Consider the following 25,746-nt stretch of genomic DNA (forward strand, 5'->3'; position numbering starts at 1 on the left):
CAAAAAAAAAGGTAAAAAAGAGGTTTTGTTGAAGTATTTATAATAATCCTCTTCTTAAAAAGTTATAAATCCTGTCAATATTTGTAGTAACGATAAATCTAATTTTGGTTGGATATGCTTTTTTATTCACTTCAAATCCCTCATTTGTATAAATAGGGAAGTAGAATTCGAAGATATTTGGCACTAAGTTTAAACGAATTCCATTTTCGTAAAAGAATTTAGGAGAAGTATTTTTATTTTTTAGCATAGCAAAATCGTTATAAATTTCTGCCCATCTCCATACACTTACACTAGTATTTATTGAAGTTATAAGTTGATTAGCAAATTGAGGTTCACTAAATTTAGACTTAAACCCTCCTTGACCAATAATAAATTGTTGACTGAATATTCCTTCATTTTCTGAACGGCCAAATAAGTTTTGCTCAAATAAATAATCTGACCCACGATTTAAGCCAAAGCTAAAATAATCTCCATCTGATGTGTTGGATATAAAATATCCTCCAAAAAAACGAATGTCAAAACTTTGATTCTCAGAAAAAAATCTACGATAGCGTATGTCAGTTGAAATTTTAGTGAAGCTTGAATTGAATTCTGTATTTAAGGCATATAATGTTCTATTAATTGCATCAAATTTTGAATGTATATACCTAAGATTAACGATGTTGTATTTATCACTATCAGTTTTAGGTTCATTAGGAAGTACTTCTTTATTAACACTAATCATACGAGCAATTAAAAGTCTCAAACCATTTTCACGAAGTGAATTTCTTCTAAATTGAAAACTTACAAAAGGAGAGAAGGTGTTGTATTCAAGCTCTGGAGCATAATGAAAATTACTACCTCTTACACCATAACGTATTTTATATATTTTTGATTCTTTTAAGAAATGATTATAAGAAAAAGAATAAGAACCAGTAAAGTTTCTACTTCTTGTACTAAAGTTTGGAGTTAGTCGAAATTCAAAATTATGATTTATTACAGATTGGTTATTAATGTTAACTCCTAGTATTAATCCATCATATAAATTGTATTTAAAATCAGGGAAATAAAATAACTGGTTGTAATATGGGTTTTCTACATCTTTAAAAAATCGAAACTGTAGAGGTTTGTTGATAAGACTATTATTGGTTTTTCTGAAATTATCTAAAGAGTTATACTCAGGATAAATATTCTCATAGTTTAAAGCTAACTTATTAAAATTTCCTTTTTTTATTTTGATAGTTTTAGTAGAATCAATACCGTCAAACCATTTTTTATATTTTATCTTTTTTTGGTTGATTCCATAAAGAGCTACTGGTGCCGAAAAACTTCTTTTATTTTTTATAGTTACTTCTAAAGAATCTTTGTGACTAGCTTCTTTAATTTTGTCTATTTTATAGTCAATTTTTTTACTTGTTTTTATATAGTCATTAAAAAACCAATCTAAATTTTTAGAAGTGTTTTTTTGAAGAACTTGAGCAAAAAGTTTACTGTTATTTAGTTTTAATTGTTGTTTGAAATAGTACTCTTTTAATGAGTTTTTTAAAGTATCGCCACCGATGTAATCTTTAAGATATAGTAAACCCAGACCTGCTTTATATTTACTAACAATTTTTCTGTTAAAATTAGAAAGAGAATCGGCAGGTATATCTAATGCTTGATCATAAAATTTTCGTGCACTGAATTGATAAACAAAAGAGTATTTGTCATTTTGTTTAAGTTTAGCGATGTTATATGTTTTTATTGGCCAATATTTAGAGTATTTTCCTAATACGGTAATTTTTGGATAATTTTTTTTGATATACTCCATCATCAAAAAAGTTTGTATACCATCAGTAAGCCAATAATCTTTTCGTTGATTTAAAATTAAGACATCATCAATATATTTTTTTGTAAGAGCTTTGAAAAAGTTTATCTCCCATCTAAAATTCTTTGGAAAAGGTTTTAACCATCTTGGTATTCCATAAATTTCATGTAAAGAGTTTTTATTAGTAGTATTCGCATCAACAAAAATTTCTGTATGCGGGTGTTTTCCTAAGTACCCTTCAATAAATTTTATTTGCTGATTAATTATTTTAGTGGTAGTTTCACTTGGAATGCTTCTTATAAAAGCATCAGTTTTAATTTCCTTATCCTTCGTTTTAAAAGATTTAAATCTACTTATAGAATCGATATTTATTATGATATCTTTTTTTCTTTTTCCTATTAAATAATATTCGGTATAATTTTCTTTTGGGGTCTTATACTGATATAAATTACTCTCAACTGTATATTTTTTTGGAACATCAATACTTATTTTATAATCGCTAAGGTCTTGATATAAATCGTCAATATTTAAATTACTCATTAATTGCCATTTTTTATTATAAATAGCAGGTATTATATGCCAAAAACGTAAATGATATCCAGATTTTGTTTTTCCGTAACCAGTATATTTTGAATTCGGAATTTTAATTGTATAAGTAGTTGATAAAACAATACTGTCTTTTGGGTTCAGCGTATTATTTAAAAGAACTTCGATGATATCTGGATGAGATGTTTTTTCTTTAAAGGAAACTTGTTGATAGTTTACCGTTAAGTTTTGAATTTTAGTAAATCCTCTATCTTTTTTTTTAGAAAAGTAGAATTCTTTTTTATAATCTTCAACAAATCTTTTACCTAATGGAGTTTCGTTATTTCTAAAGCTATTAGCCCAATTATGTAAGAAAATGGAGTTTAATTTTTTTGAAGACTTATTGTAAAAAATAGTTTTTTGTTGAATTTTGAGTAAGTCTTTTTCAACATCTAATTTTGCATTAATTTCTATTGAATTTGTTTGTGCTGTTAAAGAATTACAGAACAAATAAAAGAAAGGCAAAAAGAGTAGTAGTTTCTGTTTCAAATTGAAAATAAAAAAAAACTCGTTGAACATTCAACGAGCTTTAAATATAAATATTTTTTTTAGAAATTTGGCTTTAAATCATACTTAGCATAGAATTTATTAAAGTGTTCAACAGCTTCATCAGCAGTGTCAACAACTCTAAATAAATTTAAATCTTTTTCACTAATATTTCCTTCTTCTAGTAAGGTGTTTTTAATCCAATCTAATAGTCCACTCCAGAACTTTTTACCTACTAGAACAATTGGAAAACGTCCAATTTTATTAGTTTGAATTAAAGTAATAGCTTCAAAAAGTTCATCCATTGTACCAAATCCACCTGGCATAACTACAAAACCTTGTGAATATTTTACAAACATTACTTTACGAACAAAAAAGTAATCAAAGTTTAAGTTTTTATCGTGATCAATCCATGGATTATCATGTTGCTCAAAAGGAAGTTCAATATTTAAACCAACAGAAGTTCCATTTCCTCTATCTGCTCCTTTATTACCAGCTTCCATAATTCCTGGACCACCTCCGGTAATTACACCAAATCCATTTTGAGTTAATTTGAAAGCTACTTCTTCTGCTAATTTATAATAAGGATGATCTGTTTTTGTTCTAGCAGATCCAAAGATAGACACACAAGGACCTATTTTACTTAACTTCTCATATCCCTCAACAAACTCAGACATTATTTTAAAAATCGCCCAAGAATCATTTGTTTTTATTTCGTTCCAAGTTTTTTGTTGTAATTTCTCTCTAATTTTTCTGTCATCGTTCGGACTCATACTCATTATCTTTTATATTAATGTAACAATTTACGTTGCTTAAAAATTACTTTTTTAGCAAGCTTGCTAATTTAGTTATTTTCTATAATTAAAGAGCTCTTTATTTAATAATATTTCTAAGTTGATAGAAAAAGCGTTCTATCAAACGTAAATCCTCTGTTACGATGTTAGCAGTTCCTTTCATTTCTTGCCTGAAAGCTATTTTTTTACCATAAGTAGTTTTTAAGTCCTGTGGTAAGTCTACATCTATTAAATAACTTCCTTCTTCATTTGGAATTAAGGATATTGATTTAACTGTCCCATTTAATTCTCCAAATTCATCTGAAGGATAGTTTAATAACTTAATTTGAACCTTTTGTCCTTTCTTTATTTTCCCTGAATTCGCTGCTGGAGCTTTTATTTTTCCTATAAATGAATTTCCTTCTGTTGGAACTACAATAAAAATTAATTCTCCTGTTTTTACTGTTTGATTTTTATTCCAAAATGACAAAAATGATACTTTACCATTGATAGAAGAGGTTAAAGCATATTGTTTTTCCCAATCCTTTATCGCTTTCTTTAAGTATAAAAACGATTGAATTGCTTTGTTTTTTAAACGAATGTCATTTTGTGTTTTCTTTATAGAAGTACCTTGTAGATTTTTAGCTGAATTACCTATTAGCTCTCTGATTTGTGATACAGAGGCTTCTAAACCTTTATAAGCTTTTTCGAATTGTAAATAATCTACTTTTTTTTGTTCAACTTGTTTCGCTGAAATTACTCCTTGTTCAAATAAGCTTTCACTTCGTTCTAAATCCTTTTTTTGGATTTGTAATTTTTTTTGATCAATTGCCTTTTGTGAGTTTAAAGTAATTAATCTGCTCTTGGCTTCTATAAGAGACCTTTGATTAGCAAGGCTTTCTGATTTAAAGGGAGTGAGTTTTTCGTTTAAATCATATTCTGTATAGTCATTTTGAAATTGTGAATAACTCACCGTAATATCTCCTAAGAGTAAAGGAGGAATCTTGTTAATAGGAAAAGAAAATTTGTCTTTATCTCTACTAATGGTATCAACAATACTTTTTAATAATAATACATCTTTATAAGACGCACTATTTTCTATAACAGCTAGGACTTCATTTTTAGAAACGTTTTTCTCTTCACTAGCTAAAAAAACTTCGAACTGCCCCGTTGATTTTGCATATATTTTTTCAGGAGGAAATGAGGTAGTTACCATTACCTCAGAAGTAATTACATCAGGATACTTAACAAACCATGAGATAAATAAAAGTAAAAGAATTAATAATAAGAATAAGGTATTTCCCCAACGAATCATCCAATTGGGTACTTGATTTAAGATTTCTTGTACTTCTTCACTGCGAATTTCTATATCTTCTATCTCTGTTGGCATGTATTATAACTTTGTTTAAAAAAGTATTATTATAAACACTTCTTAATGATTTATTTAATTTTAGGAGTTTATAACTGTAAGGTTTTTCTCCAAAGATTTCGGGGATATAAACACGAATGTTCTAATCACAAACATAATTAAAATGTGTTATATTGAAAATTACAATTATTACTAATTGTGTTTAGTATATGAGACTGAAAACCTGTGTCCATTAACTCTATTATTTACCTAAGTCTAATTGATTTTTAACTAGGTGATAATAACTTCCTTTTAATTTGATAAGTTCTTCATGAGAACCTTTTTCTATAATATTTCCTTTGTCTAATACAACTATTTGATGTGCATTCTTTACAGTACTTAGTCTGTGAGCAATAACCACAGCTGTTTTATTAGCAAAAAATGTATTTAACTTCTCCATAATCACCTTTTCATTATTGGCATCTAAAGCTGAAGTTGCTTCATCAAAGAATAAAAACTTTGGGTTCTTATATACTGATCGAGCGATTAATAAACGTTGTTTTTGTCCTGTACTCAATCCATTTCCTTCACTTCCTATTTTGGTATTATATCCTAAAGGAAGTCCTTCTATATAATCTGAGATGTTAGCTACATCAATAGCATGTGCTAGTTTTTCTTTGTCTACATAATCTTCTCCTACAGCAATGTTTTTAGCTATGGAGTCATTAAAAATATATCCCTCTTGCATTACCACTCCTGAGTTTCTTCTCCATTCTTTTTGTGAGATGTTTTTCAGATTAAAATTATTAATCATAATATCTCCTTGGTCTACCTGGTAAAACCCAAGTAATAATTTCATTAGTGTTGTTTTTCCACTTCCACTAACTCCAACAATAGCAGTGGTTTTATTAGCAGGTATTTCTAATGATAAATCTTTAAGTACTGGTTCTAATCCTCCTGTGTATCTAAAAGAAATGTTCTTTAGTGTAATTGCAGCATTCTCTGGAATATTGGTTACTTTCTCATCATCTGGATTTTCTTCATCTTCCATATTATGAATTTCACCTAACCGATCTACTGATATTTGTGCATCCTGTACATCTCTCATAAAATTAATCAGCTGAGTAATAGGACCGTTTAATTGTCCAACGATATAACTAATAGCCATCATCATACCTAAACTTATTTGTCCATCTATAACCAACTTTGCCGATAAAACAGTGATGAACATATTTTTAAGTTCGTTGATAAAGTTAGACCCTACACTTTGTGTTTGTTCTAAAGCTAAACTCTTAGTAGCTACTTTAAATAAACGAGCTTGTACATATTCCCAGTTCCAGCGCATGCGTCTTTCTGCATTGTGAAGTTTAATCTCTTGCATTCCATTGATAAGCTCAATTACTTTACTTTGTTCTTGACTTACTTGTGAGAATCGTTTGTAGTCTAATTCTTTTCGTTTTTTGAAAAAGAAGAGTACCCATCCAAAGTATAAAACACTTCCAAGTACAAATACTCCAAATATTTGCAAGCTGTAATATCCTAGAACTAAACTGAAGATAATTAGGTTAAAGAAAGAGAATAATACGGTTAATGATGATGTGGTTAAGATTCTTTCAATACGTTTATGATCGTTGATTCTTTGTAATAAATCTCCTGTCATTCGAACATCAAAATAAGAAATAGGTAATTTCATTAATTTGATAAAGAAATCAGAGATTAAAGAAATATTAATCCTGGTACTTAGATGTAATAAAATCCAACTTCTAATAATTTCCAAAGAAGCCTTTCCTATAAACAGGAATAGTTGAGCAAATAGAATAAGGTAAACAAAATTTAAATCTTGATTTTCAATACCAACATCTACAATACTTTGTGTTAAAAAAGGTAGGATTAATTGTAATAAACTTCCAGCTAACAACCCTATAATTAGCTGTACAATAAATTTTTTGTATTTGAATAAGTATTTGAATATGAATGAGAATCCAAATTTTTCGTCTTCTTCAAATTCTTCACTATAAAACTTAGGAGTAGGTTCTACTAGTAGTACAATTCCTTCTTCTGTATTTTCATCAGCATTATTTCCTATCCAATGTTGAATAAACTCTTCTTTAGTAAAAGTGATGAGTCCATGAGCAGGATCGGAGATATAAACTGTATCTTTTTTAATTTTATAAAGCACCACATAATGATTTTTATTCCAGTGTACAATACATGGTAATGGCGCTTCTAATAGTTTTTTATAAGCTAGTTTTACACCTAAAGATCTAAAACCAATAGATTCAACAGCTTCGCTTAAACCTAACAAACTACTTCCTTCTCTAGTAGTTTCACTTAAGTTTCTTAACTGTTGTGTATTAATAGTTTTACCATAGTGTTTTGCTATGATTTTAATACAAGTAGGTCCACAATCTTTGGCCTCTGTTTGTTGGTAATTTGGGAATTTTTTCATATGATTTCAAATATCGATAAGATATTTTTGAAAATCTATTTTCTTAAGATTTAATTTATAAGTAGATATTTTAAGAAAATTCAATTCCTTTCAAAATGAATTTAAAAAAGAATTGAATTTCTATTATTGTATTTGTATATACTTATCTATATTTCTAATTGGATATTTAGCGTATGTTATAGTTAATGTTTTTAGAAATAAGGATTTCTTAATCAAGAATTAAAGTAAATCGACAATAAAATTCAGAACAGTGTCTACCAAAATCTTCGCATGTGCCATCATGATTGGAATCACACTGTTTTCTACCTCCATTAATAGTTAGTTGTTCAGTTTTATTTAAAGTTTTTCCTAAATTTAAGATTGATTTTTTCATGTTGTTTAAATTTGTTTGATAATGTGATTTTTTTGTTTTAAAAAAGTTACCCGTTTAATAAAAGTGTTAAAAGGATAGGCTTCCATCACATAAAAGTCCTCCAGGTCCAGGGACTCCAAATACTTGACAAAAACGAGAAGTGTTGCAGCATCCTGTACCACAATCTTCATGTGATTCACAAAATTTTCTACCCCCGTTAATAGTTCTTTGTTCCGCTTTATTTAAAGCCTTTCCTAAATTTAAGATTGATTTTTTCATAATTAATATTTAAAAAAAATTACTTTTGCGGTGAACATTTAAAGACACTCACCTTTGTGTCTATTCTTCGCGAGAGAATTTTGTTCTAAAACAAAGCCCTTTTTTAGGGCTTTGTCTTTTTTATCATGTTTTATGATACCGTTTTCATGGATATAACAGGTTGACTGCTTTCTTCTAACTCTTCTATAAAGAAAATTAAATCTGTACGGTTATATTCTTTTGGAAATGATCTTCCATTGATTAAGATTTCTGGAGTAAAATTGATGGCATTCTCCTTACACCAAACATTTTCTTTTTCTAATTCAGCTACATATGTTGTTGAGTCTATACACTCTCCCCATTTTTGTAGCCATATTGAAGGTTTCTCTCCTTCATAAATTTCATCCATTGCTTGTAAACATTGCGGAGCTCCTTGAGTATTATAAATCTCAAGTAATCGACTTGTAATTTTAACAACATCACTATTGGTATCTTTAGTGCTAATATTAAAGCGAACCTTTATTTTTACATTGTTTTCATACCTATTTAAAATAGCATCTACATGCTGGTGAACTGGTTTACAATGTCCACAAAAAGGATTGGTTACAATGACTACTTCTAATCTTGAATTTGGATTCCCAAAAACAATTTCTTTGCTATTATCTAATTGTGTGTTTAATTGTGGCTCCTTGTGTAATAAGCTTTCAAATAAGGTATAGTTTCTCTTAAACTTTACATTCTCTATTTTTTCCTTTTTCAACTCATTTACATCTGTAATTAAAGGCTTTACATAAAACCATGTTAACCAAGTAGCTACTGCTACAAAACCAAACAACACAACATCAGTAGGTATAAAGCTATTGATATAAGTACTCGTTAGTACAGGTATTAAAGCTTGTAACCATAATACTCCTACAATACTTAAACACAACAAACACCATTTCTTTACTACTGCATATTGATAATAAATAGAATATAAGGTAACTGGGATTGCTACTAAACTTATAGTATATGAAATAACTGGATTTGCTGCTTGGATAAATGTTAAGGCAGTTAATCCTATGAAATATAGAATACTAAAATCACTTAATTTATATCCTTTTATAATTTCAGCTCCTTTGGAAGTTAAAACAGCATCACAATCTTTTTTATCATCTGCTCCTGAACAAAAAGCATCCCCTATAGATGTTTTTAAACCAAGCTCTTGTTTTACAATAGCAATACTAGTTACTAATCCAACAACAGAAAGTATTAAATAAGCAATGGTATATAAAGATGCTGAACTTTGATATATCATAAAGACAGCTAAAAGTAATAAAACACTTGTAGCTAGAATACTTCCTATATTTGAAGCTGTATTTCCTGAAGTACTATCTTCTGTTTTTTCAACAGCAACGATGATTCCTGTAAATTTTTGAAGGAATTCACTTTCGGAAAGCTTTTCTTTTTTTCCTTCTGTATCATACAGCGTATAATCCAATCCTTTTCTTTCAACAACAATTAAATCTTTGCCATTTTCAGTAGTTACTTGTGCAATAAAACAATCAGGTAATTGTAATAAGGTTTCTGTATTTACAGGTACATCAGCGGCAACATTTTCTATATTAAAATGATCTAAGACTCCTGTTATAGCATGTAAACTTGGATAAGAAGGATGACTTTGAATTTGAAATGATAATTCTTCTTTATCAAAGGATATGCGGTTTTTTCGTAATAATCTCTGTACTAAATTGATTAATGTGTCTTTCAAAGGATTTAAGGGCTTTTTTTGATTTAATAAAAATGAGTTACAAACGAAAGTAAGTAAAAAAAGAGATGTTTTTTATGGTGAATTCATATTTGAATATAATTATTTCATAAGTGAGCTATTTAAGCAATAATTTGTTTTGTAGCCAGATAATTATAGTAAAGTCTCTATTAATATAATCTTAAAATGAAAAAGCAAATAAAGGAATTGGAAAGAAAATAATTAGCTTTGTTATCTTGTACCCCGATTAATATGAAAAGAAAAATAATAATATTATGTTGCTTAATAGTAATTTCTTGTAAGAAAACACCAGAAAAAGTTTTACCAAAATCACCTAGTTTTTTTAACAATAAAATAAAAAGAAATATACCTAAAGATTCTTTAGAGTTTTATTTAGAGTTGTTAAAAAATATACCTAAAGAGAATTTATCAGATTCATTAAAAGCAGAATTTTATTATACTTCAGGAAGATATAACATTCGCTTAAAAAAATATGATTCAGCAGTAAGTAACTTTAATAAAGCAACATCTTTTTCAGGAAATAAGATAAAGTCAAATAGAGAAGTTTTATATTTTAGAGCTTTAAGGCAAACATATTTTACGTATAAAAATGATTATTTAAATGGAGAAGGAGTAAATGAAAAACTGTTATCTCTTTTAGATAGTAAAGATTATAAAAATAAAGCTTATGTATATTATTTTAAGCAAACTGTTAAAGCAAAATTAAAACAGTTCAAAGAAGCATTAGTAGCAAGTGATTCGGCTACAACTATGCTTTTAAAGGTAGGAGATACAACAAATTATGTAATGGCAAAAATAGGCAGATCTATTATTCATAGTAGTTTGAATGAACAGGATCAGGCCATTAATGAGTTAAGAAAAACTCTTAAATATGAAGATAATTTGAAAACAGCAGCAAGATATGAGTTATATGGTTCATTAGGTTTTTATTATTATAATAATGAGTTATTTCATAAAGGTATTTCTGCATTTAAAAAGGCACTGGTTTTCTCGAAAAAGTTACCATCTCATTTAACTAAAACTAGACAAGCTAATAGTTATTTAAATTTATCTAAATCGTTTATAAGATTAAAAAAACTAGATCTAGCCCAAAAATATGTAGATTCTATTTATGCTTTAGGTATAGAGGATATTGATTTTACAAATCAAAGAAGTGTTTTAAAAACTAGTTTGGAAATTTTATCTAAAAAAGGAAAAGGTATAGATGAAGTTTTAGCACAGTTAGATTCAATAAATAATTTTCAAGAAAAAAGTTATGCTAATAGGATGAATAGTGAGCTTGAAGCTTTAAGGAAATCTCATCAAAAAGAAATAATATCTGAAAAGGCAAGGGAAGAAGCAGAGATAAAGAGTCTTAAGTTGGAAAGGAATCAGTACATATTGGCTCTTTTATTATTGATTGCAATTGTAATAGGAGTATTAATTTTAAATTTATATAGACAACGAAGATTTAAGATTGAGCAACAGAATTTTTTATTGCAACAGCGATTATTACGTTCTCAAATGAACCCTCATTTTACATTTAACAGCTTAAGTTTGATAAAGAATACTATAGAAGAGGATAGTGAGAAGTCAATAAAATATATCCAAAAATTCTCTAAGTTATTAAGGTCTATATTTCAAAATTCAACAAAAAATTATGTCCCCATTGAAGATGAATTAGAATCGTTACAGAATTATATAGAATTACAACAGTTTAGGTTTCCTGAAAAGTTTGATTATAGAATAGAAAATAAAATTGACACTGAAGATGAAGTTTTAATTCCACCAATGTTGTTACAGCCTTTTGTTGAAAACGCGATAATTCACGGTTTTAGGAAGAGGGAGCTAAAAGGAAATCTTTTAATTCAATTAAATCTTACTAAAAAATATATCGAATGCTTTATAGATGATAATGGAGTAGGGATAGATGAAAATAATTTTGATAAAAGATCATCAGTTAAATTGATAGATGAATTTTTAAAGAAAATGACAGGAGAAGGGATTATTATTTTCAATAAAAAAGTAGCATTTAAAGAAATTGAAATTACAGGTACTAGAGTAGAGTTAAAAATCCCATATAATATATTTTAAGCATGTTAAAAGCACTAATTGTAGAAGATGAAAGGCACGTTAGAGAAAATTTAAAAAAATTAGTTTTTCAAGAATTTCAAAATGAAATATCAATTGTTGATGAAGCAATTTCAGTAAAAGAAGGGGTAGAAAAAATTAAAAGATATAAACCTCAATTAATCTTTATGGATATTGATCTTGGTGACGGAACTAGTTTTGATATTTTGTCGTCTTTAGAAGAAATAAATTTTAAAATAATATTTATTACAGGTTATGATTCACATGCAATAAAAGCGATTAGATTAGGAGCTTTAGATTATTTATTAAAACCTATTGATGAAGAAGAATTTAAAGAGGCAGTAAATAAAGCTATCAATGCTGTTGAAAAAGAAAATACGAATGGAAACTCTATAAACATTGCAAATCATTATTATAGAGAAGGGGAGCATCGGAAAATTGTTTTAAAGACTTTAGATACTCAACATTTGGTTTCTTTTGAAGATATTCTTTATTGTAAATCGGAAGGGAATTATACAACGTTTTATCTTTTTGAAGAAAAAATTGTTATTTCTAAACCAATGAAAAAAGTTGAGGAGTTGCTTGATAAGCAGATGTTTATTAAATGTCATCAATCTTTTATTGTCAATAAAACTTATGTAACGAAATATACAAATGAAGGGTTTTTAATAACTAAAACAGGTGAGCAAATTCCTGTTGCTACAAGGAGAAAAGATATGGTTTTGAAAACATTATTTTGAAAAAGAAAAGTAACGAATTTGAATTCATTATAAGCGAATTTGAACTGTTATATAAAGCTTGATATTTCCAATGTATTTTTGAGGAGTTAATCAAAAAAAAATGAATATGAAATTTTTAAAACAGTTTCTTTTTGTATTGATTATTTGTGTTTCTTGTAATGATAACAATGAAGAAATACAAATAATAGAGAAAGAACAAAATAAGGCTATCACAGGTAATGTTAGTATGAAACCTTTTCAAGCTTATGATAATAAGGAAGTAGAAAAATTAATGTTTATGACTTCTTTTTTAATAGGAAAAACGATTATTGAAAATGAGGCAGCAAGGGATTATTTTTATGATTATATAGAAGATCCTAGAACGACAGCAATAAACTTGTCTGATATTATGGATGATGATGTTATTGATTCAAATCCGTTTGAAATAGAGTTTCATAAACAGTTTAATAAGTATAATTATCATAAAGATCCCCAAACAGGAGAAACTGATCCTCCAACATCAACAAGTTTAGATCCTGATCCACTTAGGTGGGGAGGAATATTTGGTCCAACTATGCTTTATGAATTGTATCTTGATAACATTATAAATTCAAATGACTGGGAACTGTATTTTCCAAATAAAAACTCAGTATTAAGTAATGGACTAACACTTACAGATTACTTCTCAAGAAATGATGTAGTTATTTGTTTATGGAGGCTAAACGAGAAAATTAAAAGAATGTATAGTGATGGTCTTATATTATATACAAGTGGAAATGGTAGTTATTTACCTTTAAATTTTAATCCAGCAAATAGCTCATCTTTTATATTTCTTTTAAAAAATAAAAACTAATATATAATTTAATATTAAAGGGGAATTAGTCTGATTATAATAATTGACTAAAAATTTAAGAGCAACTTTTAAGTTGCTCTTTTAGATCATGAAGAAAATTATTTTATTTAATAATATTTCTAAGTTGATAGAAAAAACGTTCTATCAAGCGTAAATCTTCAGTTACAATATTTGCAGTTCCTTTCATTTCTTGTCTGAAAGCTATTTTTTTACCATAAGTAGTTTTTAAATCCTGTGGTAAGTCTACATCTATTAAATAACTTCCCTCTTCATTTGGAATTAAGGATATTGATTTAACGGTTCCATTTAATTCTCCAAACTCATCTGATGGGTAATTCAATAATTTGATCTGAACCTTTTGTCCTTTTTTTATCTTCCCTGAATTTGCTGCTGGAGCTTTTATTTTTCCTATAAATGAATTTCCTTCTGTTGGAACTACAATAAAAATTAATTCTCCTGTTTTTACTGTTTGATTTTTATTCCAAAATGACAAAAATGATACTTTACCATTGATAGAAGAGGTTAAGGCATATTGTTTTTCCCAATCCTTTATGCTTTTTTTAAGTATAAAAACGATTGAATTGCTTTATTTTTTAAACGAATGTCGTTTTGTGTTTTCTTTATAGAAGTACCTTGTAGGTTTTTAGCTGAATTACCTATTAACTCTCTAATTTGTGATACAGAAGCTTCTAAACCTTTATAAGCTTTTTCGAATTGTAAATAATCTACTTTTTTTTGTTCAACTTGTTTCGCTGAAATTACTCCTTGTTCAAATAAACTTTCACTTCGTTCTAAATCCTTTTTTTGGATTTGTAATTTTTTTTGATCAATAGCCTTTTGTGAGTTTAAAGTAATTAATCTACTCTTGGCTTCTATAAGAGATCTTTGATTAGCAAGGCTTTCTGATTTAAAGGGAGTGAGTTTTTCGTTTAAATCATATTCTGTATAGTCATTTTGAAATTGTGAATAACTCACCGTAATATCACCTAAGAGCAAAGGAGGAAGTTTGTTAATAGGAAAAGAGAATTTATCTTTATCTCTACTAATGGTATCAACAATACTTTTTAACAATAATACATCTTTATAAGATGCACTATTTTCTATAACAGCTAGTACTTCATTTTTAGAAACATTTTTCTCTTCACTAGCTAAAAATACTTCAAACTGTCCAGCCGATTTTGCATATATTTTTTCAGGAGGAAATGATGTAGTTACCATTACCTCAGAAGTAATAACATCAGGATACTTAACAAACCATGAGATAAATAAAAGTAAAAGAATTAATAATAAGAATAAGGTGTTTCCCCAACGAATCATCCAATTGGGTACTTGATTTAAGATTTCTTGTACTTCTTCACTACGTATTTCAATATCTGAATTACTTTGTGGCATATAATATTTTTAAAATGTAAAGAATGAGGTGATATATCTTCACCTCATTCCATTAATTAAATTAATAATCTTGACATGGTTCTGAACGTCTCGATAAATCGGTAACGCATTGACCATCAATATCAATGTAGCAATCGCATGGACAACCACTAGCATCTGCTGTACACATAACAATGTGGCTTCCTCCATTAATCGTCTTTTGTTCTACTTTATTTAAAGCTTTTCCAATGTTTAAAATTGATTTTTTCATTTTATTTTGTTTTAAAATTATAATAATTTCCTTGAAGAATTAGAGACATTCAAGGTATATGTCTTTTCTGAAAGTTCTTCCTTTTTTAAAAAGGTTTGAAATTATAACTATCAATTATTGATAACAAACACAAAAAGGTTTAAATATTAATGAATCCCATATGTCGCATATGTCTTGTGAACAAAGTGGAGCCCCTCCATTTACATTTTTTTGTTCTGTTTTGTTTAGAACTTTACCTAAGTTTAAAATTGAATTTTTCATATTTTAATGATTTAAAAAAATAATTAATTTGAGATGTTTATCCAGCGATACAAGTACCATTAATGCATAACCATGGAGTAAAAGTATGTCCTAATTGTTGCTCTTCACATGGTACTTCGAAGCAGCTGACACCTCCATTTACATTTTTTTGTTCTGCTTTATTTAAAGCTTTACCCAAGCTTAAAATTGATTTTCTCATAATTAAATGATTTAAAAAATTGATTAAATCCTTGAACTGTTTAAAGACACTCAAGGTCTATGTCTATTTTTCGCGAAAAAATATTTTTATTTACCCAAGTCAAGTTGATTTTTGACTAGGTGATAATAACTTCCTTTTAATTTGATAAGTTCTTCATGAGAACCTTTTTCTATAATATTTCCTTTGTCTAATACAACTATTTGATGTGCATTCTTTACAGTACTTAGTCTGTGAGCAATAACCACAGCTGTTTTATTAGCAAAAAATGTATTTAACTTCTCCATAATCACCTTTTCATTATTGGCATCTAAAGCTGAAGTTGCTTCATCAAAGAATAAAAACTTTGGATTCTTATATACTGATCGAGCGATTAATAAACGTTGTTTTTGTCCTGTACTCAATCCATTTCCTTCACTTCCTATTTTGGTATTATATCCTAAAGGAAGTCCTTCTATATAATCTGAGATGTTAGCCACATCAATAGCATGTGCTAGTTTTTCTTTGTCTACATAATCTTCTCCTACAGCAATGTTTTTAGCTATGGAATCATTAAAAATATATCCCTCTTGCATTACCACTCCTGAGTTTCTTCTCCATTCTTTTTGTGAGATGTTTTTCAGATTAAAATTATTAATCATGATGTCTCCTTGGTCTACCTGGTAAAACCCAAGTAATAATTTCATTAGTGTTGTTTTTCCACTTCCACTAACTCCAACAATAGCGGTGGTTTTATTCGCTGGTATTTCTAATGATAAATCTTTAAGTACTGGTTCTAATCCACCTGTGTATCTAAAAGAGATGTTCTTTAATGTAATGGCAGCATTTTCTGGAATATTGGTTACTTTCTCATCATCTGGATTTTCTTCATCTTCCATATTATGGATTTCCCCTAATCGATCTACTGATATTTGTGCATCCTGTACATCTCTCATAAAATTGATAAGCTGAGTAATAGGACCGTTTAATTGCCCAACGATATAACTAATAGCCATCATCATACCTAAACTTATTTGTCCATCTATAACCAACTTTGCCGATAAAACAGTGATGAACATATTTTTAAGTTCGTTGATAAAGTTAGATCCTACACTTTGTGTTTGTTCTAAAGCTAAACTCTTAGTAGCTACTTTAAATAAACGAGCTTGTACATATTCCCAGTTCCAGCGCATGCGTCTTTCTGCATTATGAAGTTTAATCTCTTGCATTCCATTGATAAGTTCAATTACTTTACTTTGTTCTTGACTTACTTGTGAGAACCGTTTGTAGTCTAACTCTTTTCTTTTCTTGAAAAAGAAGAGCACCCATCCAAAATATAAAACACTCCCTAGTACAAATACTCCAAATATTTGCAGGCTATAATACCCAAGAACTAAACTGAAGATAATTAGGTTAAAGAAAGAGAATAATACGGTTAATGATGATGTGGTTAAGATTCTTTCAATACGTTTATGATCGTTGATTCTTTGTAATAAATCTCCTGTCATTCGAACATCAAAATAAGAAATAGGTAATTTCATTAGTTTGATAAAGAAATCAGAGATTAAAGAGATATTAATCCTGGTACTTAGGTGTAATAAAATCCAACTTCGAATAATTTCCAAAGAAGCCTTTCCAATGAATAGAAATAGTTGAGCAAATAGAATGAGGTAAACAAAATTTAAATCTTGATTTTCAATACCAACATCTACAATACTTTGTGTTAAAAAAGGTAGGATTAATTGTAATAAGCTTCCAGCTAACAATCCTATAATTAGCTGTACAATAAATTTTTTGTATTTGAATAAGTATTTGAATATGAATGAGAATCCAAATTTTTCGTCTTCTTCAAATTCTTCACTATAAAACTTAGGAGTAGGTTCTACCAGTAGTACAATTCCTTCTTCTGTATTTTCATCAGCATTATTTCCTATCCAATGTTGAATAAACTCTTCTTTAGTAAAAGTGATGAGTCCATGAGCAGGATCGGAGATATAAACTGTGTCTTTTTTAATTTTATAAAGCACCACATAATGGTTTTTATTCCAGTGTACAATACATGGTAATGGTGCTTCTAATAGTTTTTTATAAGCTAGTTTTACACCTAAAGATCTAAAACCAATAGATTCAACAGCTTCGCTTAAACCTAATAAACTACTTCCTTCTCTAGTGGTTTCACTTAAGTTTCTTAACTGTTGTGTATTAATAGTTTTACCATAGTGTTTTGCTATGATTTTGATACAAGTAGGTCCACAGTCTTTGGCCTCTGTTTGTTTATAATTTGGAAACTTTTTCAAAGTTTTTTTATTGTTAGCCCAGAAATATTTTACTATTTCTGGACTAATATTAATAAGGTTTGTATTTATCTACAAAGCCGAATAAAAACATATTTATTCTTTATTAGACACTGCAAGATTCTTATAATAAGAATGATTTATTTTGTGGTATGAATACCCTTTGATGAATTTTTTAAACGACTTTGTTCAAAGCTATATCAAAACTTAAATTATGTTATTAATAGTTGTTTGATATAATACTGTTCGTTTAACTACAATCACCAAAAAATGTACACAGACATAGCTCTCTAGACATTTCAACAATTTCATCGCAATAGTCTGGTTCTCTTTTATGATGAGGATGCCCTCCAGTTATAGTTTTTAAGGTTGATTTATTAATAGTTTTTCCAATGTTTAAAATTGATTTTTTCATTTGTAATAAATTTGAAATTTTAATTATTCCCCTGAACTGTTTTAAGACACTCAAGGTTTATGTCTAATTTTCGCGAAAATATTTTGGTTTCATTTATAGCAATTCCCCCTATTCGAAGCCCTTTTATATTAGCAGTTGTTTTTATTGTATAACTACCAGTTCTTGTGTGTTTTCTTCTAAATCTTCTATAAAAAAGATTAAATCGGTTCTGTTGTACTCTTTAGGAAATGACCTCCCATTTACTAAAATTTCTGGAGTAAAGTTGATTGAATTGTTAATACACCAAGTTTTTTCTCTTTCTAATTCTACGATGTATAACTCCTTTTGAGTGCATGCCCCATAGGTTTGAAGCCATTTTTCTGGGTTTTCTCCGTCATAAATAGTATCCATAGCCTTTAAACAAGCTTCGCTCCCTTTTTCATGGTATAGCTCTATTAATCGACTGGTAATCTTTACAGCGTTATCTTCTGTATTGTCAGTATTAATATTGAATCTAATTTTAATTTTTACATTATTCGAATAACGATGTAAAATCTCATCAATATGCTTGTGTATAGGTTTACAATGCCCGCAAAATGGGTTGGTTACAATCGTTAATTCTAAAGTTGAATTTGGATTTCCAAATACGATTTCTTGACTGTTTTGTATCTGTGTGTTTAATTGCGGTGATTTTTTCAACAGACTTTCAAATAATGTATAGTTTCTCTTGAATTTTATATTCTCTATCTTTTCTTTTCTTAAATCAGTTACTTCTGTAACTAATGGTTTTATATAATACCATGCCAACCATGTTATAGAAGATACGATACCAAAAACAACAAAATTTGTGGGTTCAAATTCTGTAACAAAAGTGTGTGTTATTAGTGGAGTAGCAGCTTGTAACCATAAAATTCCAACAATACTTAAACATAACATACACCATTTTTTTACTACAACATATTGGTAATGGATAGAGTATAAAGTAACAGGAATAGCTAATAAGCTTATAGTATATGAAATTGCTGGATTTGAGATTTGCGCTAAGGTTAATAAAGCAAGCCCAGAAAAATACAAAACACTTAAATCACTAAGTTTATAGCCTTTTATAATTTCTGCTCCTTTAGAAGTTAATACAGCATCACAATCTTTTTTATCATCTGCTCCAGAACAAAAGGCATTTCCTATAGATGTTTTTAGTCCTAGTTCTTGCTTTACAATAGCAATACTAGTTATAACTCCAACAACAGATAAAAGTAAGAAAGCTAAAGTGTATAGATTAATTGTGTTTTGATATAAAGTAAATCCAGTTAATCCTATTAATAATCCAACTGCTAAATATTTAGCAAACTCTGATTTTTTTTCTGGCTGAACACTTTCTTCTGTTTTTTCTACAGCAACAATAATTCCTGTAAACTTTTGAAGAAAAGCTTCTTCTGTATGTTTTTCTTTTTTATTATCAGAATTGTAAACAACATAATCGAGTTGTTTCCTTTCAACAATAACAAGGTCTTTTCCTTTATCGGTGTTTATTTGTACTAAAAAGCAATCAGGAAGTTGTACTAGGGTTTCTTTATTTACAGGAACATCGGCAGCAACATTTTCTATATTAAAATGGTCTAATACCCCTGTAATAGCATGTAAACTTGGATATGATGGATGACTTTGTATTTGAAATGCTAATTCATCTTTATCAAAAGCTATACGATTGCTCTTTAATAATCTTTGTACTAAAATAAATAATGTGTCTTGCAAAATAGAGTTTGTTTACTAGACAGTTACTTATTTAGTTTTTTGTTACCCTCTTTTTTTGAATTTTTTTTTAATGGAGTTAATTTTTAAAAGGAAGCTTATATATTCTATTATTATGGAAAGAGTGCCTTTTAAAAAGATAAAAACTTTCTGAAAAAATTAATACAGTTAAACTAATATTGTATAACTGTATTAATTTTTTCAGAAAGTTAGTTTTATCTATTTAAATATTTTTAATTAATCAAATTTTGTAAGACTAATGTTATATTAAATAAAGTAAGCTATGTTTAAATCTAGCGACCACCAAGTGGAGATTTATTACAAGCACTAGTTCCTGGTGACACTACAATAACATTAGGACATGCATTAACAGCATTAACAACTTGATTAAATGAAATATAGTTCATCGTAGAGCCTGGAGGAAGCTGTTCATTATGATCTTCAGGACCTTCCATACCTACAGTTGGGAATTGTACCAGCATAGATAACGTCAATATTTCAAGATTTTCATTGCCGTCACATTCTGTAACTTGCGTAATAGCAACATTTAAGTATGAGATGAAACATTGTCTGGCTTGTGCTTTTTCCAGTGGCGTAAGCCCATTTTCATATAAAATTGATACCGTATAGGTGTACACTGATGTTGTAACCATTGTGGTTTGCTGTTTTTTTTCTACATCAATATTGTTTTTTGTAGTAAAGCTAAAGGCTATAAAAGCTATGAATACTAAAATTGTTTGTGGTAGTAGGTTAAATTTTTTCATGATAAAATTGTTTTCTTCTTCTTTGTTACGTTTTTTTTAAAATGTTACCCTTTAAGATTGAGTTTTCTTTTCTTAAAAAAGAAAATCAGGAATGAAGTTGCAATAAATCCTGTTATAATATAAATCCAAATGTTTGTATAAAAGACAGGTTCTGTATCTCCAATTAACACAAAAGAGGCCCAGTAGTAAGGAGATTTTTCAGTTAAAGAATGATTTTTCAAATAATTCCTTTTAGCATTGTTTAAGGCTTCACTTTTAGACTGATTTTCTTTTATGTTTTTATAAAACTTAGACATAATAAAGCTGGTAGTTTTATCATTCACACTCCATAGAGAAGATAAAACAGCATTGGTTCCTGAATGAAAGAACCCTCTAGATAAACTTAAAGTTCCTTCTCCTTTTTTAACTTCACCCAAATTAGTTTCACAAGCACTCAATACCACTAAATCTGCATTGTTTTTAAAAGTATATAGTTCATGAAGTTTAAGAGAATCTTTTGAGAAATAGATTGTTGGGGTATGAGTATAGTTAGCATGTGTTGCCAAATGTATGATTTTGGAATTTGAACTATTCTTAAAAAAGTTACTTTTAGAAGCTTCATCATATTGAAATTTAACCTCGTCAAATAGATGGTTAATGTTATTCGTTTCTTGAATGGTGTTATTTAAAGAAGTTAATTTTGGATTATGAAAGTTAACAGGAGCAAAACTTACCAAGTCAACCTCAGTTTCTCTTTTGAATTGACTATTATAATTCATAAAAGAGTAAGAATACGCATAGCTAATATTAGTATTTTCAACAAGATATTTAAGTTTATTTTTTTGAGTATTTAGGCTTTCAAAAGGAATGTTTTCAAACCTAGTATCTGGAATTATAATTAGATTTTTATGTTGAATTAAATTTCGAATTTCTTTTGTTGGAAATAATAGGTTGTATAATTTAAAAGAAACTTGTTTAAAAGATTCTAGTTCCTTTTTGCTTTGTAAAGGTTTAGAAATTAATTTTTTATACTCGTATATCACATGATTGATGTCAGAGGAGTTTTTGGTGGTAAAACTTAAGGTTTTATTTTTAGAGATGAGAACGCCAAGCAAATTTGAAGTTTCGTTTTGATTATAAATATCATTCGTTAAAGTATATGAAATGATAATATCATCTTCTTTTAATAGTTGTTTTACCTCATTTAAAGAAATTGGGATTATTTCTTTTTTATTTTCGTAATGTTGAGGGTATATCTGTTTTAATGAATCATTAAAAATAGCGTATTGTTCTTTTAAATTAAACAAGGAATCTCTCAGTTTTTTTTTATCAGTTAAAGTAGGATTGTTCTCTAGTTTTAATATTTGTTTTTTATATGCGAGTTCCTTTGTAATTACTTTTTTAGGAAGTTTATAATCTTGAATATTATCGTATACATCTAAAGTAAGTAAGAAGGCTTTGTTTTTTTCAATATAATTAAACATGAAAGCAGGATTGTTTAATAAGTATGAAATGTGTGCTCCCAAAGCATATATCTCAGATACTTCTTGTCTCCATAAAAATCGAGTATCATTTTCTGTACTATATTCAATAATCGTTTGAACAAACTTATCAGAAAAATCAATTAATTTAATAGCTTCTTTTAAATAAGAAACATCGCTTGTTGAACTATATAAAGAAAATAAAATACTTATCTTTCCTTTTAGTGCTTTCATTGTATTTCTTTTTTCTAAAGTATTTAATAGTTTTTCTTTAGATAGGAGAAACATATCATCGCTATTATCTGTGCTAAAACTAACATTTAATGATTGGTCAAAATAGGTTAAAGCTATTGGAAATTGTTTTTTTTTTACATAATAATTGGCAATGTTTCTATTTGCATCAGAAGTTATAGCAGATTTCTGAGTGTCATAGATAATACTTTTTTCAAGAAAAACAATAGAGCTATCATTACCCTTTTTTAAGTATAAATCTCCTAGGTTTAAATATGAAAAAGAAATTACAATTGAGTTATTTTCTTTAAAAGCTCTTTTTAAATTTTTTTTGTAATGGTATTTAGCTTTTTTATAATTATAAGTTTTCTTTGTGGAATATAGGTTTCCCAAATTTATATGTAAAGGGTAAAAATATGCAGGGATATTTAGTTTAGGGTTAGACTGTTGTAAACTGTCTACTTTTTTTAAATAAAAGAGTCCTCTAGTGTTACTTTTTTTAGTATTCAACTCATGACAAGTTAGCGAGAAATTAATACAATGTGACATAAAACTTTTGGCAGTTGAGTATTTTTTTATCAGGGGAAGTCCTTTTTCATAATAATCAAAAGATTTGTATAATTCTCCTTTAATTCGATAATACTTTCCTAGTTCACAATAGGCTTGTGCTTTTTTCAAAGGGAAATCTTTAGTTCTTATAGCCTTTATATAGTAGGAAATAGCTGTGTCATGTTCTTTAACCCTTTTAAAAAAATTACCTAAATTGTACAAGGCATTGGCATAAACACTATCGTTAACAATTGGTTGTTTTTCAATAGTTTCAATTTCTATTTTGCCATATTTTATGGCTAGACGATAATTCTTCTTTTTTCTATAAAAATAAAAAGAGAAATCATGAGCTAATTCGGCATAATTAGCTTTATTAAAATTTCGGGATAATATACTATCTACTTCTTTTTCAGAATAGTTTTTAGTTTTATCGATTTGTCCCATAACTATTATAGGGCAAATCGATAAAACTAGAAGTAAAAGTAATTTATAGTTAAGTCTAACGTCCATCAGCTGAAGGATCAAAATTTTTACAACTACTATAGTTAAATGAAACTCCAGAAACGTTTGGACATGCATCAATAGCTTCCATTACTGTATCAAACGAAATTAAGTTCGAGTTTAATGTAGCTCCTTCTTGAGTTTGTTGAGCGTCTGGATCTTCAGGAGCATTCATACCTACTGTAGGAGGAACCTCGATATTAATTGCAAATCTTAATATTTCGGCATTTTCATTTGTGTCACATTCTATTGCTTGAATAATTGGAGCGCCTATATATGAGCTAAAGCATTGTCTGGCTTGTGCCTTTTCAGCAGAGGTAAGCCCAGGAGAATATATAAGCAATAATCTATCTGTAGATTGAGTAACAGTAACAGTAACAGTCTCTGATGTCTGGTTCTTTTTTTCTCTTTCAATAGAGGTTTTTATGGTAAAGCTAAAGGAAATAATAGCAACTAGTAATAAAATTGTTTGAGGTAGTAGGTTGATTTTTTTCATAATTAAAAATGTTTTTGTTTTCTTTTTCTTAATTATAGAAATTTTAAAATGTTATCCGTAAAAGTGAGGTTTATTTTCTTAGCCTTTTATTAAAAAATAATACCAACTTAAAAATAGAAATCACCCCTATTATTATATAAATCCAAATATTAGTATAGGAAATTGGTTCTATATCTCCAATTAACACAAAGGAAGCCCAGTAATAAGGAGACCTTTCAGTTAAAGAATGGTTTTTTAAATAGTTTCTTTTCGCGTTGTTTAAGGCTTCATTTTTAGACTGATTATCTTTTAAATTTTTTCATAAAAATTAAATTTTAATATTGTTTTCTTTTTAGTTGTGCATTTTTTTTTTTTTTGTTACCCAAACAAAAGTATAAAATTTTACTTTTGTAAATCAACTTAAAAAAATGGAAGAAGATTTTTTTTTAAAAGCGCTAGTAAAAGAAAACAAAAAAGCAATACTTACCATTTATAAAAACAATTTACCAAAGGTTAAAAGTTTTGTAATGAAAAATAACGGTAATATAGAAGATGCTGAAGATATTTTTCAAAGAGCGTTACTACAAATAGCTATACGTTATAAAAAGGAACAGTTTTGCATTACTACGAGTTTTGATGCGTATTTGTTTACCATATGTAAAAACTTATGGCGTAGAGAATTAAATAAACATAAAAATAAGGTAACAAATAGTGAAGTTGTTGAACTGGCTAATGAGGAACGAGAAAACTCATTGGCATTAGTAGAACAAAAACGACAGGAATTGTTTATAGAGAAAATGAAAGAGATTTCAGAAAATTGTAGGAAAATTTTATTTATGTTTTTTGCTAAAACTTCTTATGCCGAGATAGTTTCTGCTACAGAATATAATTCTGAAACTGTGGTTAGGCAGCGTGTTTTTAAATGTAAAAAGAAATTAACAGAAATTATTAAGGCAGATAAAAGATATAATTCATTAAGAGAGATATGAACTTAGAAGATGATATACTAATTGAACGTTTTTTGAGAAATGAACTTTCTAATGAAGAAAAAGAAACATTTCTTAAAAGAGTAGAAACTGACGAAGCTTTTAAAGAGCATTTTACTATAGAAAAAGAGTTGTTTGAATCGTTTAATGAAGAGAGTTGGAGTTTTGTAGAGAATGTAAATTCTGAAGAAGTACAAGAATATACTGAGTTGTTTCGCTCGGAAGAAGCAAATAGTTTACAAAAAACACTTTCAGAAGTTAATAAGGTCTATAAAGAAGAAAACCAATCTAAGAAAAGAAGGTTGTTTTATATTTCAGGAGTAGCTGCAACTATATTGTTACTGGTAACCTTAAATATTTTTAATGGTAATAATTCATCAGATTATTACAATGAATATATTATGTTAAACGAGTTACCTTCTTTTACGAGCAGAGGAGAAGCATCTGATAAAGCAAACCTAATTTCAGCCGAAAATTATTTTAAAGAGAAAAAGTATAATGAGACATTATCGAGTTTAGAACAAGTTTCAAATCCAGAATTAAAAGATGGGAATTATTATCTTTATAAAGCTATTTCGTTAATTGAATTAAATAACTATAGCAAGGCAGAAAAAACTTTAGACCTTTTAATTAATAGCGATTTAATTGATGCTCCCAAAGGGCATTGGTATAAAGCTTTATTGTATGTGAAGTCTAAGCAATTAACAAAAGCAAAGGAAGAATTAAATATTTTGTTGACTAATACAAGTTATAAGCAAAAAGAAGCAAAAGAATTATTAGAGAAGTTAGAATAATAATTAGATGACTTCGATAAAAAA

General features: G+C 28.1%; 22 protein-coding genes and 1 pseudogene. 5 read left to right on the forward strand and 18 right to left on the reverse strand.

The window, feature by feature from the left end; all coding sequences use genetic code 11:
- Positions 1-37: 37 nt before the first annotated feature.
- From ACOQN8_RS10495 to ACOQN8_RS10525, 7 genes are all read right to left on the reverse strand, one after another.
- Positions 38-2,860: a gluzincin family metallopeptidase gene (locus ACOQN8_RS10495; RefSeq protein ID WP_420552638.1), complete on the reverse strand. Its 2,823-nt coding sequence runs from the start codon at positions 2,858-2,860 to the stop codon at positions 38-40.
- 59 nt (positions 2,861-2,919) lie between these two features.
- Complete coding sequence (locus ACOQN8_RS10500; RefSeq protein ID WP_150900919.1) at positions 2,920-3,630, reverse strand: LOG family protein; 711 nt, start codon at positions 3,628-3,630, stop codon at positions 2,920-2,922.
- 100 nt (positions 3,631-3,730) lie between these two features.
- A complete protein-coding gene (locus tag ACOQN8_RS10505; protein WP_420552639.1) occupies positions 3,731-5,020 on the reverse strand; it encodes an HlyD family secretion protein in 1,290 nt (429 codons plus the stop codon).
- 220 nt (positions 5,021-5,240) lie between these two features.
- Positions 5,241-7,427, reverse strand: a complete 2,187-nt coding sequence (locus tag ACOQN8_RS10510) for a peptidase domain-containing ABC transporter (RefSeq protein ID WP_272151299.1) — start codon at positions 7,425-7,427, stop codon at positions 5,241-5,243.
- A gap of 208 nt (positions 7,428-7,635) precedes the next feature.
- Positions 7,636-7,800 (reverse strand): hypothetical protein, encoded by a 165-nt coding sequence (locus tag ACOQN8_RS10515; protein WP_272150211.1) that lies wholly within the window; start codon positions 7,798-7,800, stop codon positions 7,636-7,638.
- 66 nt (positions 7,801-7,866) lie between these two features.
- Positions 7,867-8,058, reverse strand: a complete 192-nt coding sequence (locus tag ACOQN8_RS10520) for a hypothetical protein (protein WP_272150213.1) — start codon at positions 8,056-8,058, stop codon at positions 7,867-7,869.
- Between the two features lie 130 nt (positions 8,059-8,188).
- Positions 8,189-9,787, reverse strand: coding sequence for a vitamin K epoxide reductase family protein (locus ACOQN8_RS10525; RefSeq protein ID WP_420552640.1), 1,599 nt, complete (start codon positions 9,785-9,787; stop codon positions 8,189-8,191).
- A 249-nt stretch (positions 9,788-10,036) separates the two neighbouring features.
- On the opposite strand from ACOQN8_RS10525, the gene ACOQN8_RS10530 reads away from it, so the two are divergent.
- The 3 genes from ACOQN8_RS10530 to ACOQN8_RS10540 all read left to right on the forward strand — a co-directional run bounded on the left by ACOQN8_RS10530 (position 10,037) and on the right by ACOQN8_RS10540 (position 13,447).
- Positions 10,037-11,878: a histidine kinase gene (locus tag ACOQN8_RS10530; RefSeq protein WP_420552641.1), complete on the forward strand. Its 1,842-nt coding sequence runs from the start codon at positions 10,037-10,039 to the stop codon at positions 11,876-11,878.
- 2 nt (positions 11,879-11,880) lie between these two features.
- Complete coding sequence (locus ACOQN8_RS10535; protein WP_420552642.1) at positions 11,881-12,615, forward strand: LytR/AlgR family response regulator transcription factor; 735 nt, start codon at positions 11,881-11,883, stop codon at positions 12,613-12,615.
- Positions 12,616-12,721: 106 nt separating this feature from the next.
- Positions 12,722-13,447 (forward strand): hypothetical protein, encoded by a 726-nt coding sequence (locus ACOQN8_RS10540; RefSeq protein ID WP_420552643.1) that lies wholly within the window; start codon positions 12,722-12,724, stop codon positions 13,445-13,447.
- 103 nt (positions 13,448-13,550) lie between these two features.
- On the opposite strand, the gene ACOQN8_RS10545 is transcribed toward ACOQN8_RS10540, so the two are convergent.
- From ACOQN8_RS10545 to ACOQN8_RS10595, 11 genes and pseudogenes are all read right to left on the reverse strand, one after another.
- A complete protein-coding gene (locus ACOQN8_RS10545) occupies positions 13,551-13,940 on the reverse strand; it encodes a beta-barrel domain-containing protein (protein ID WP_420552644.1) in 390 nt (129 codons plus the stop codon).
- Positions 13,941-13,996: 56 nt separating this feature from the next.
- A complete protein-coding gene (locus ACOQN8_RS10550) occupies positions 13,997-14,839 on the reverse strand; it encodes an HlyD family secretion protein (RefSeq protein WP_420552645.1) in 843 nt (280 codons plus the stop codon).
- A 61-nt stretch (positions 14,840-14,900) separates the two neighbouring features.
- On the reverse strand, positions 14,901-15,089 hold the full coding sequence (locus ACOQN8_RS10555) for a hypothetical protein (RefSeq protein WP_272150220.1): 189 nt from the start codon (positions 15,087-15,089) through the stop codon (positions 14,901-14,903).
- A gap of 298 nt (positions 15,090-15,387) precedes the next feature.
- Entirely contained in the window at positions 15,388-15,549 is a 162-nt protein-coding gene (locus tag ACOQN8_RS10560) for a hypothetical protein (protein WP_272150221.1), read from the reverse strand.
- Positions 15,550-15,635: 86 nt separating this feature from the next.
- Positions 15,636-17,822 carry a peptidase domain-containing ABC transporter gene (locus tag ACOQN8_RS10565; RefSeq protein ID WP_420552646.1) on the reverse strand — a complete coding sequence of 729 codons (2,187 nt, stop codon included), beginning with the start codon at positions 17,820-17,822 and terminating at the stop codon, positions 15,636-15,638.
- 247 nt (positions 17,823-18,069) lie between these two features.
- The gene (locus tag ACOQN8_RS10570) at positions 18,070-18,234 is read right to left on the reverse strand and encodes a hypothetical protein (protein ID WP_272150223.1); all 165 of its coding nucleotides are present in this window, start codon (positions 18,232-18,234) and stop codon (positions 18,070-18,072) included.
- A 141-nt stretch (positions 18,235-18,375) separates the two neighbouring features.
- Positions 18,376-19,965, reverse strand: a complete 1,590-nt coding sequence (locus tag ACOQN8_RS10575; protein WP_420552647.1) for a vitamin K epoxide reductase family protein — start codon at positions 19,963-19,965, stop codon at positions 18,376-18,378.
- Between the two features lie 290 nt (positions 19,966-20,255).
- Positions 20,256-20,726, reverse strand: a complete 471-nt coding sequence (locus tag ACOQN8_RS10580) for a hypothetical protein (RefSeq protein ID WP_420552648.1) — start codon at positions 20,724-20,726, stop codon at positions 20,256-20,258.
- 44 nt (positions 20,727-20,770) lie between these two features.
- Complete coding sequence (locus ACOQN8_RS10585) at positions 20,771-23,410, reverse strand: CHAT domain-containing protein (RefSeq protein ID WP_420552649.1); 2,640 nt, start codon at positions 23,408-23,410, stop codon at positions 20,771-20,773.
- A 55-nt stretch (positions 23,411-23,465) separates the two neighbouring features.
- The gene (locus ACOQN8_RS10590) at positions 23,466-23,963 is read right to left on the reverse strand and encodes a hypothetical protein (RefSeq protein WP_420552650.1); all 498 of its coding nucleotides are present in this window, start codon (positions 23,961-23,963) and stop codon (positions 23,466-23,468) included.
- Positions 23,964-24,033: 70 nt separating this feature from the next.
- Positions 24,034-24,246 (reverse strand): annotated as a pseudogene (locus tag ACOQN8_RS10595) (CHAT domain-containing protein); the annotation flags it as partial.
- A gap of 124 nt (positions 24,247-24,370) precedes the next feature.
- Here ACOQN8_RS10595 and ACOQN8_RS10600 point away from each other — a divergent pair.
- Together ACOQN8_RS10600 and ACOQN8_RS10605 are read left to right on the forward strand one after the other, a co-directional pair.
- On the forward strand, positions 24,371-24,931 hold the full coding sequence (locus ACOQN8_RS10600; protein WP_420552651.1) for an RNA polymerase sigma factor: 561 nt from the start codon (positions 24,371-24,373) through the stop codon (positions 24,929-24,931).
- Positions 24,928-25,722 (forward strand): hypothetical protein, encoded by a 795-nt coding sequence (locus ACOQN8_RS10605; protein WP_420552652.1) that lies wholly within the window; start codon positions 24,928-24,930, stop codon positions 25,720-25,722. Before ACOQN8_RS10600 ends, ACOQN8_RS10605 begins: the two co-directional genes overlap by 4 nt.
- Positions 25,723-25,746: the final 24 nt, after the last annotated feature.

The sequence above is a fragment of the Tenacibaculum aiptasiae genome, assembly GCF_965221665.1.
Lineage (GTDB): Bacteria > Bacteroidota > Bacteroidia > Flavobacteriales > Flavobacteriaceae > Polaribacter > Polaribacter aiptasiae.

Bases quoted from the DNA above. Each gene is read 5' to 3' on its own strand.
- ACOQN8_RS10500 (WP_150900919.1), bottom strand. From the start codon at position 3,630: ATGAGTCCGAACGATGACAGAAAAATTAGAGAGAAATTACAACAAAAA.
- ACOQN8_RS10505 (WP_420552639.1), bottom strand. From the start codon at position 5,020: ATGCCAACAGAGATAGAAGATATAGAAATTCGCAGTGAAGAAGTACAA.
- ACOQN8_RS10510 (WP_272151299.1), bottom strand. From the start codon at position 7,427: ATGAAAAAATTCCCAAATTACCAACAAACAGAGGCCAAAGATTGTGGA.
- ACOQN8_RS10515 (WP_272150211.1), bottom strand. From the start codon at position 7,800: ATGAAAAAATCAATCTTAAATTTAGGAAAAACTTTAAATAAAACTGAA.
- ACOQN8_RS10520 (WP_272150213.1), bottom strand. From the start codon at position 8,058: ATGAAAAAATCAATCTTAAATTTAGGAAAGGCTTTAAATAAAGCGGAA.
- ACOQN8_RS10530 (WP_420552641.1), top strand. From the start codon at position 10,037: ATGAAAAGAAAAATAATAATATTATGTTGCTTAATAGTAATTTCTTGT.
- ACOQN8_RS10535 (WP_420552642.1), top strand. From the start codon at position 11,881: ATGTTAAAAGCACTAATTGTAGAAGATGAAAGGCACGTTAGAGAAAAT.
- ACOQN8_RS10540 (WP_420552643.1), top strand. From the start codon at position 12,722: ATGAAATTTTTAAAACAGTTTCTTTTTGTATTGATTATTTGTGTTTCT.
- ACOQN8_RS10550 (WP_420552645.1), bottom strand. From the start codon at position 14,839: ATGCCACAAAGTAATTCAGATATTGAAATACGTAGTGAAGAAGTACAA.
- ACOQN8_RS10555 (WP_272150220.1), bottom strand. From the start codon at position 15,089: ATGAAAAAATCAATTTTAAACATTGGAAAAGCTTTAAATAAAGTAGAA.
- ACOQN8_RS10560 (WP_272150221.1), bottom strand. From the start codon at position 15,549: ATGAGAAAATCAATTTTAAGCTTGGGTAAAGCTTTAAATAAAGCAGAA.
- ACOQN8_RS10570 (WP_272150223.1), bottom strand. From the start codon at position 18,234: ATGAAAAAATCAATTTTAAACATTGGAAAAACTATTAATAAATCAACC.
- ACOQN8_RS10580 (WP_420552648.1), bottom strand. From the start codon at position 20,726: ATGAAAAAATTTAACCTACTACCACAAACAATTTTAGTATTCATAGCT.
- ACOQN8_RS10585 (WP_420552649.1), bottom strand. From the start codon at position 23,410: ATGGGACAAATCGATAAAACTAAAAACTATTCTGAAAAAGAAGTAGAT.
- ACOQN8_RS10590 (WP_420552650.1), bottom strand. From the start codon at position 23,963: ATGAAAAAAATCAACCTACTACCTCAAACAATTTTATTACTAGTTGCT.
- ACOQN8_RS10600 (WP_420552651.1), top strand. From the start codon at position 24,371: ATGGAAGAAGATTTTTTTTTAAAAGCGCTAGTAAAAGAAAACAAAAAA.
- ACOQN8_RS10605 (WP_420552652.1), top strand. From the start codon at position 24,928: ATGAACTTAGAAGATGATATACTAATTGAACGTTTTTTGAGAAATGAA.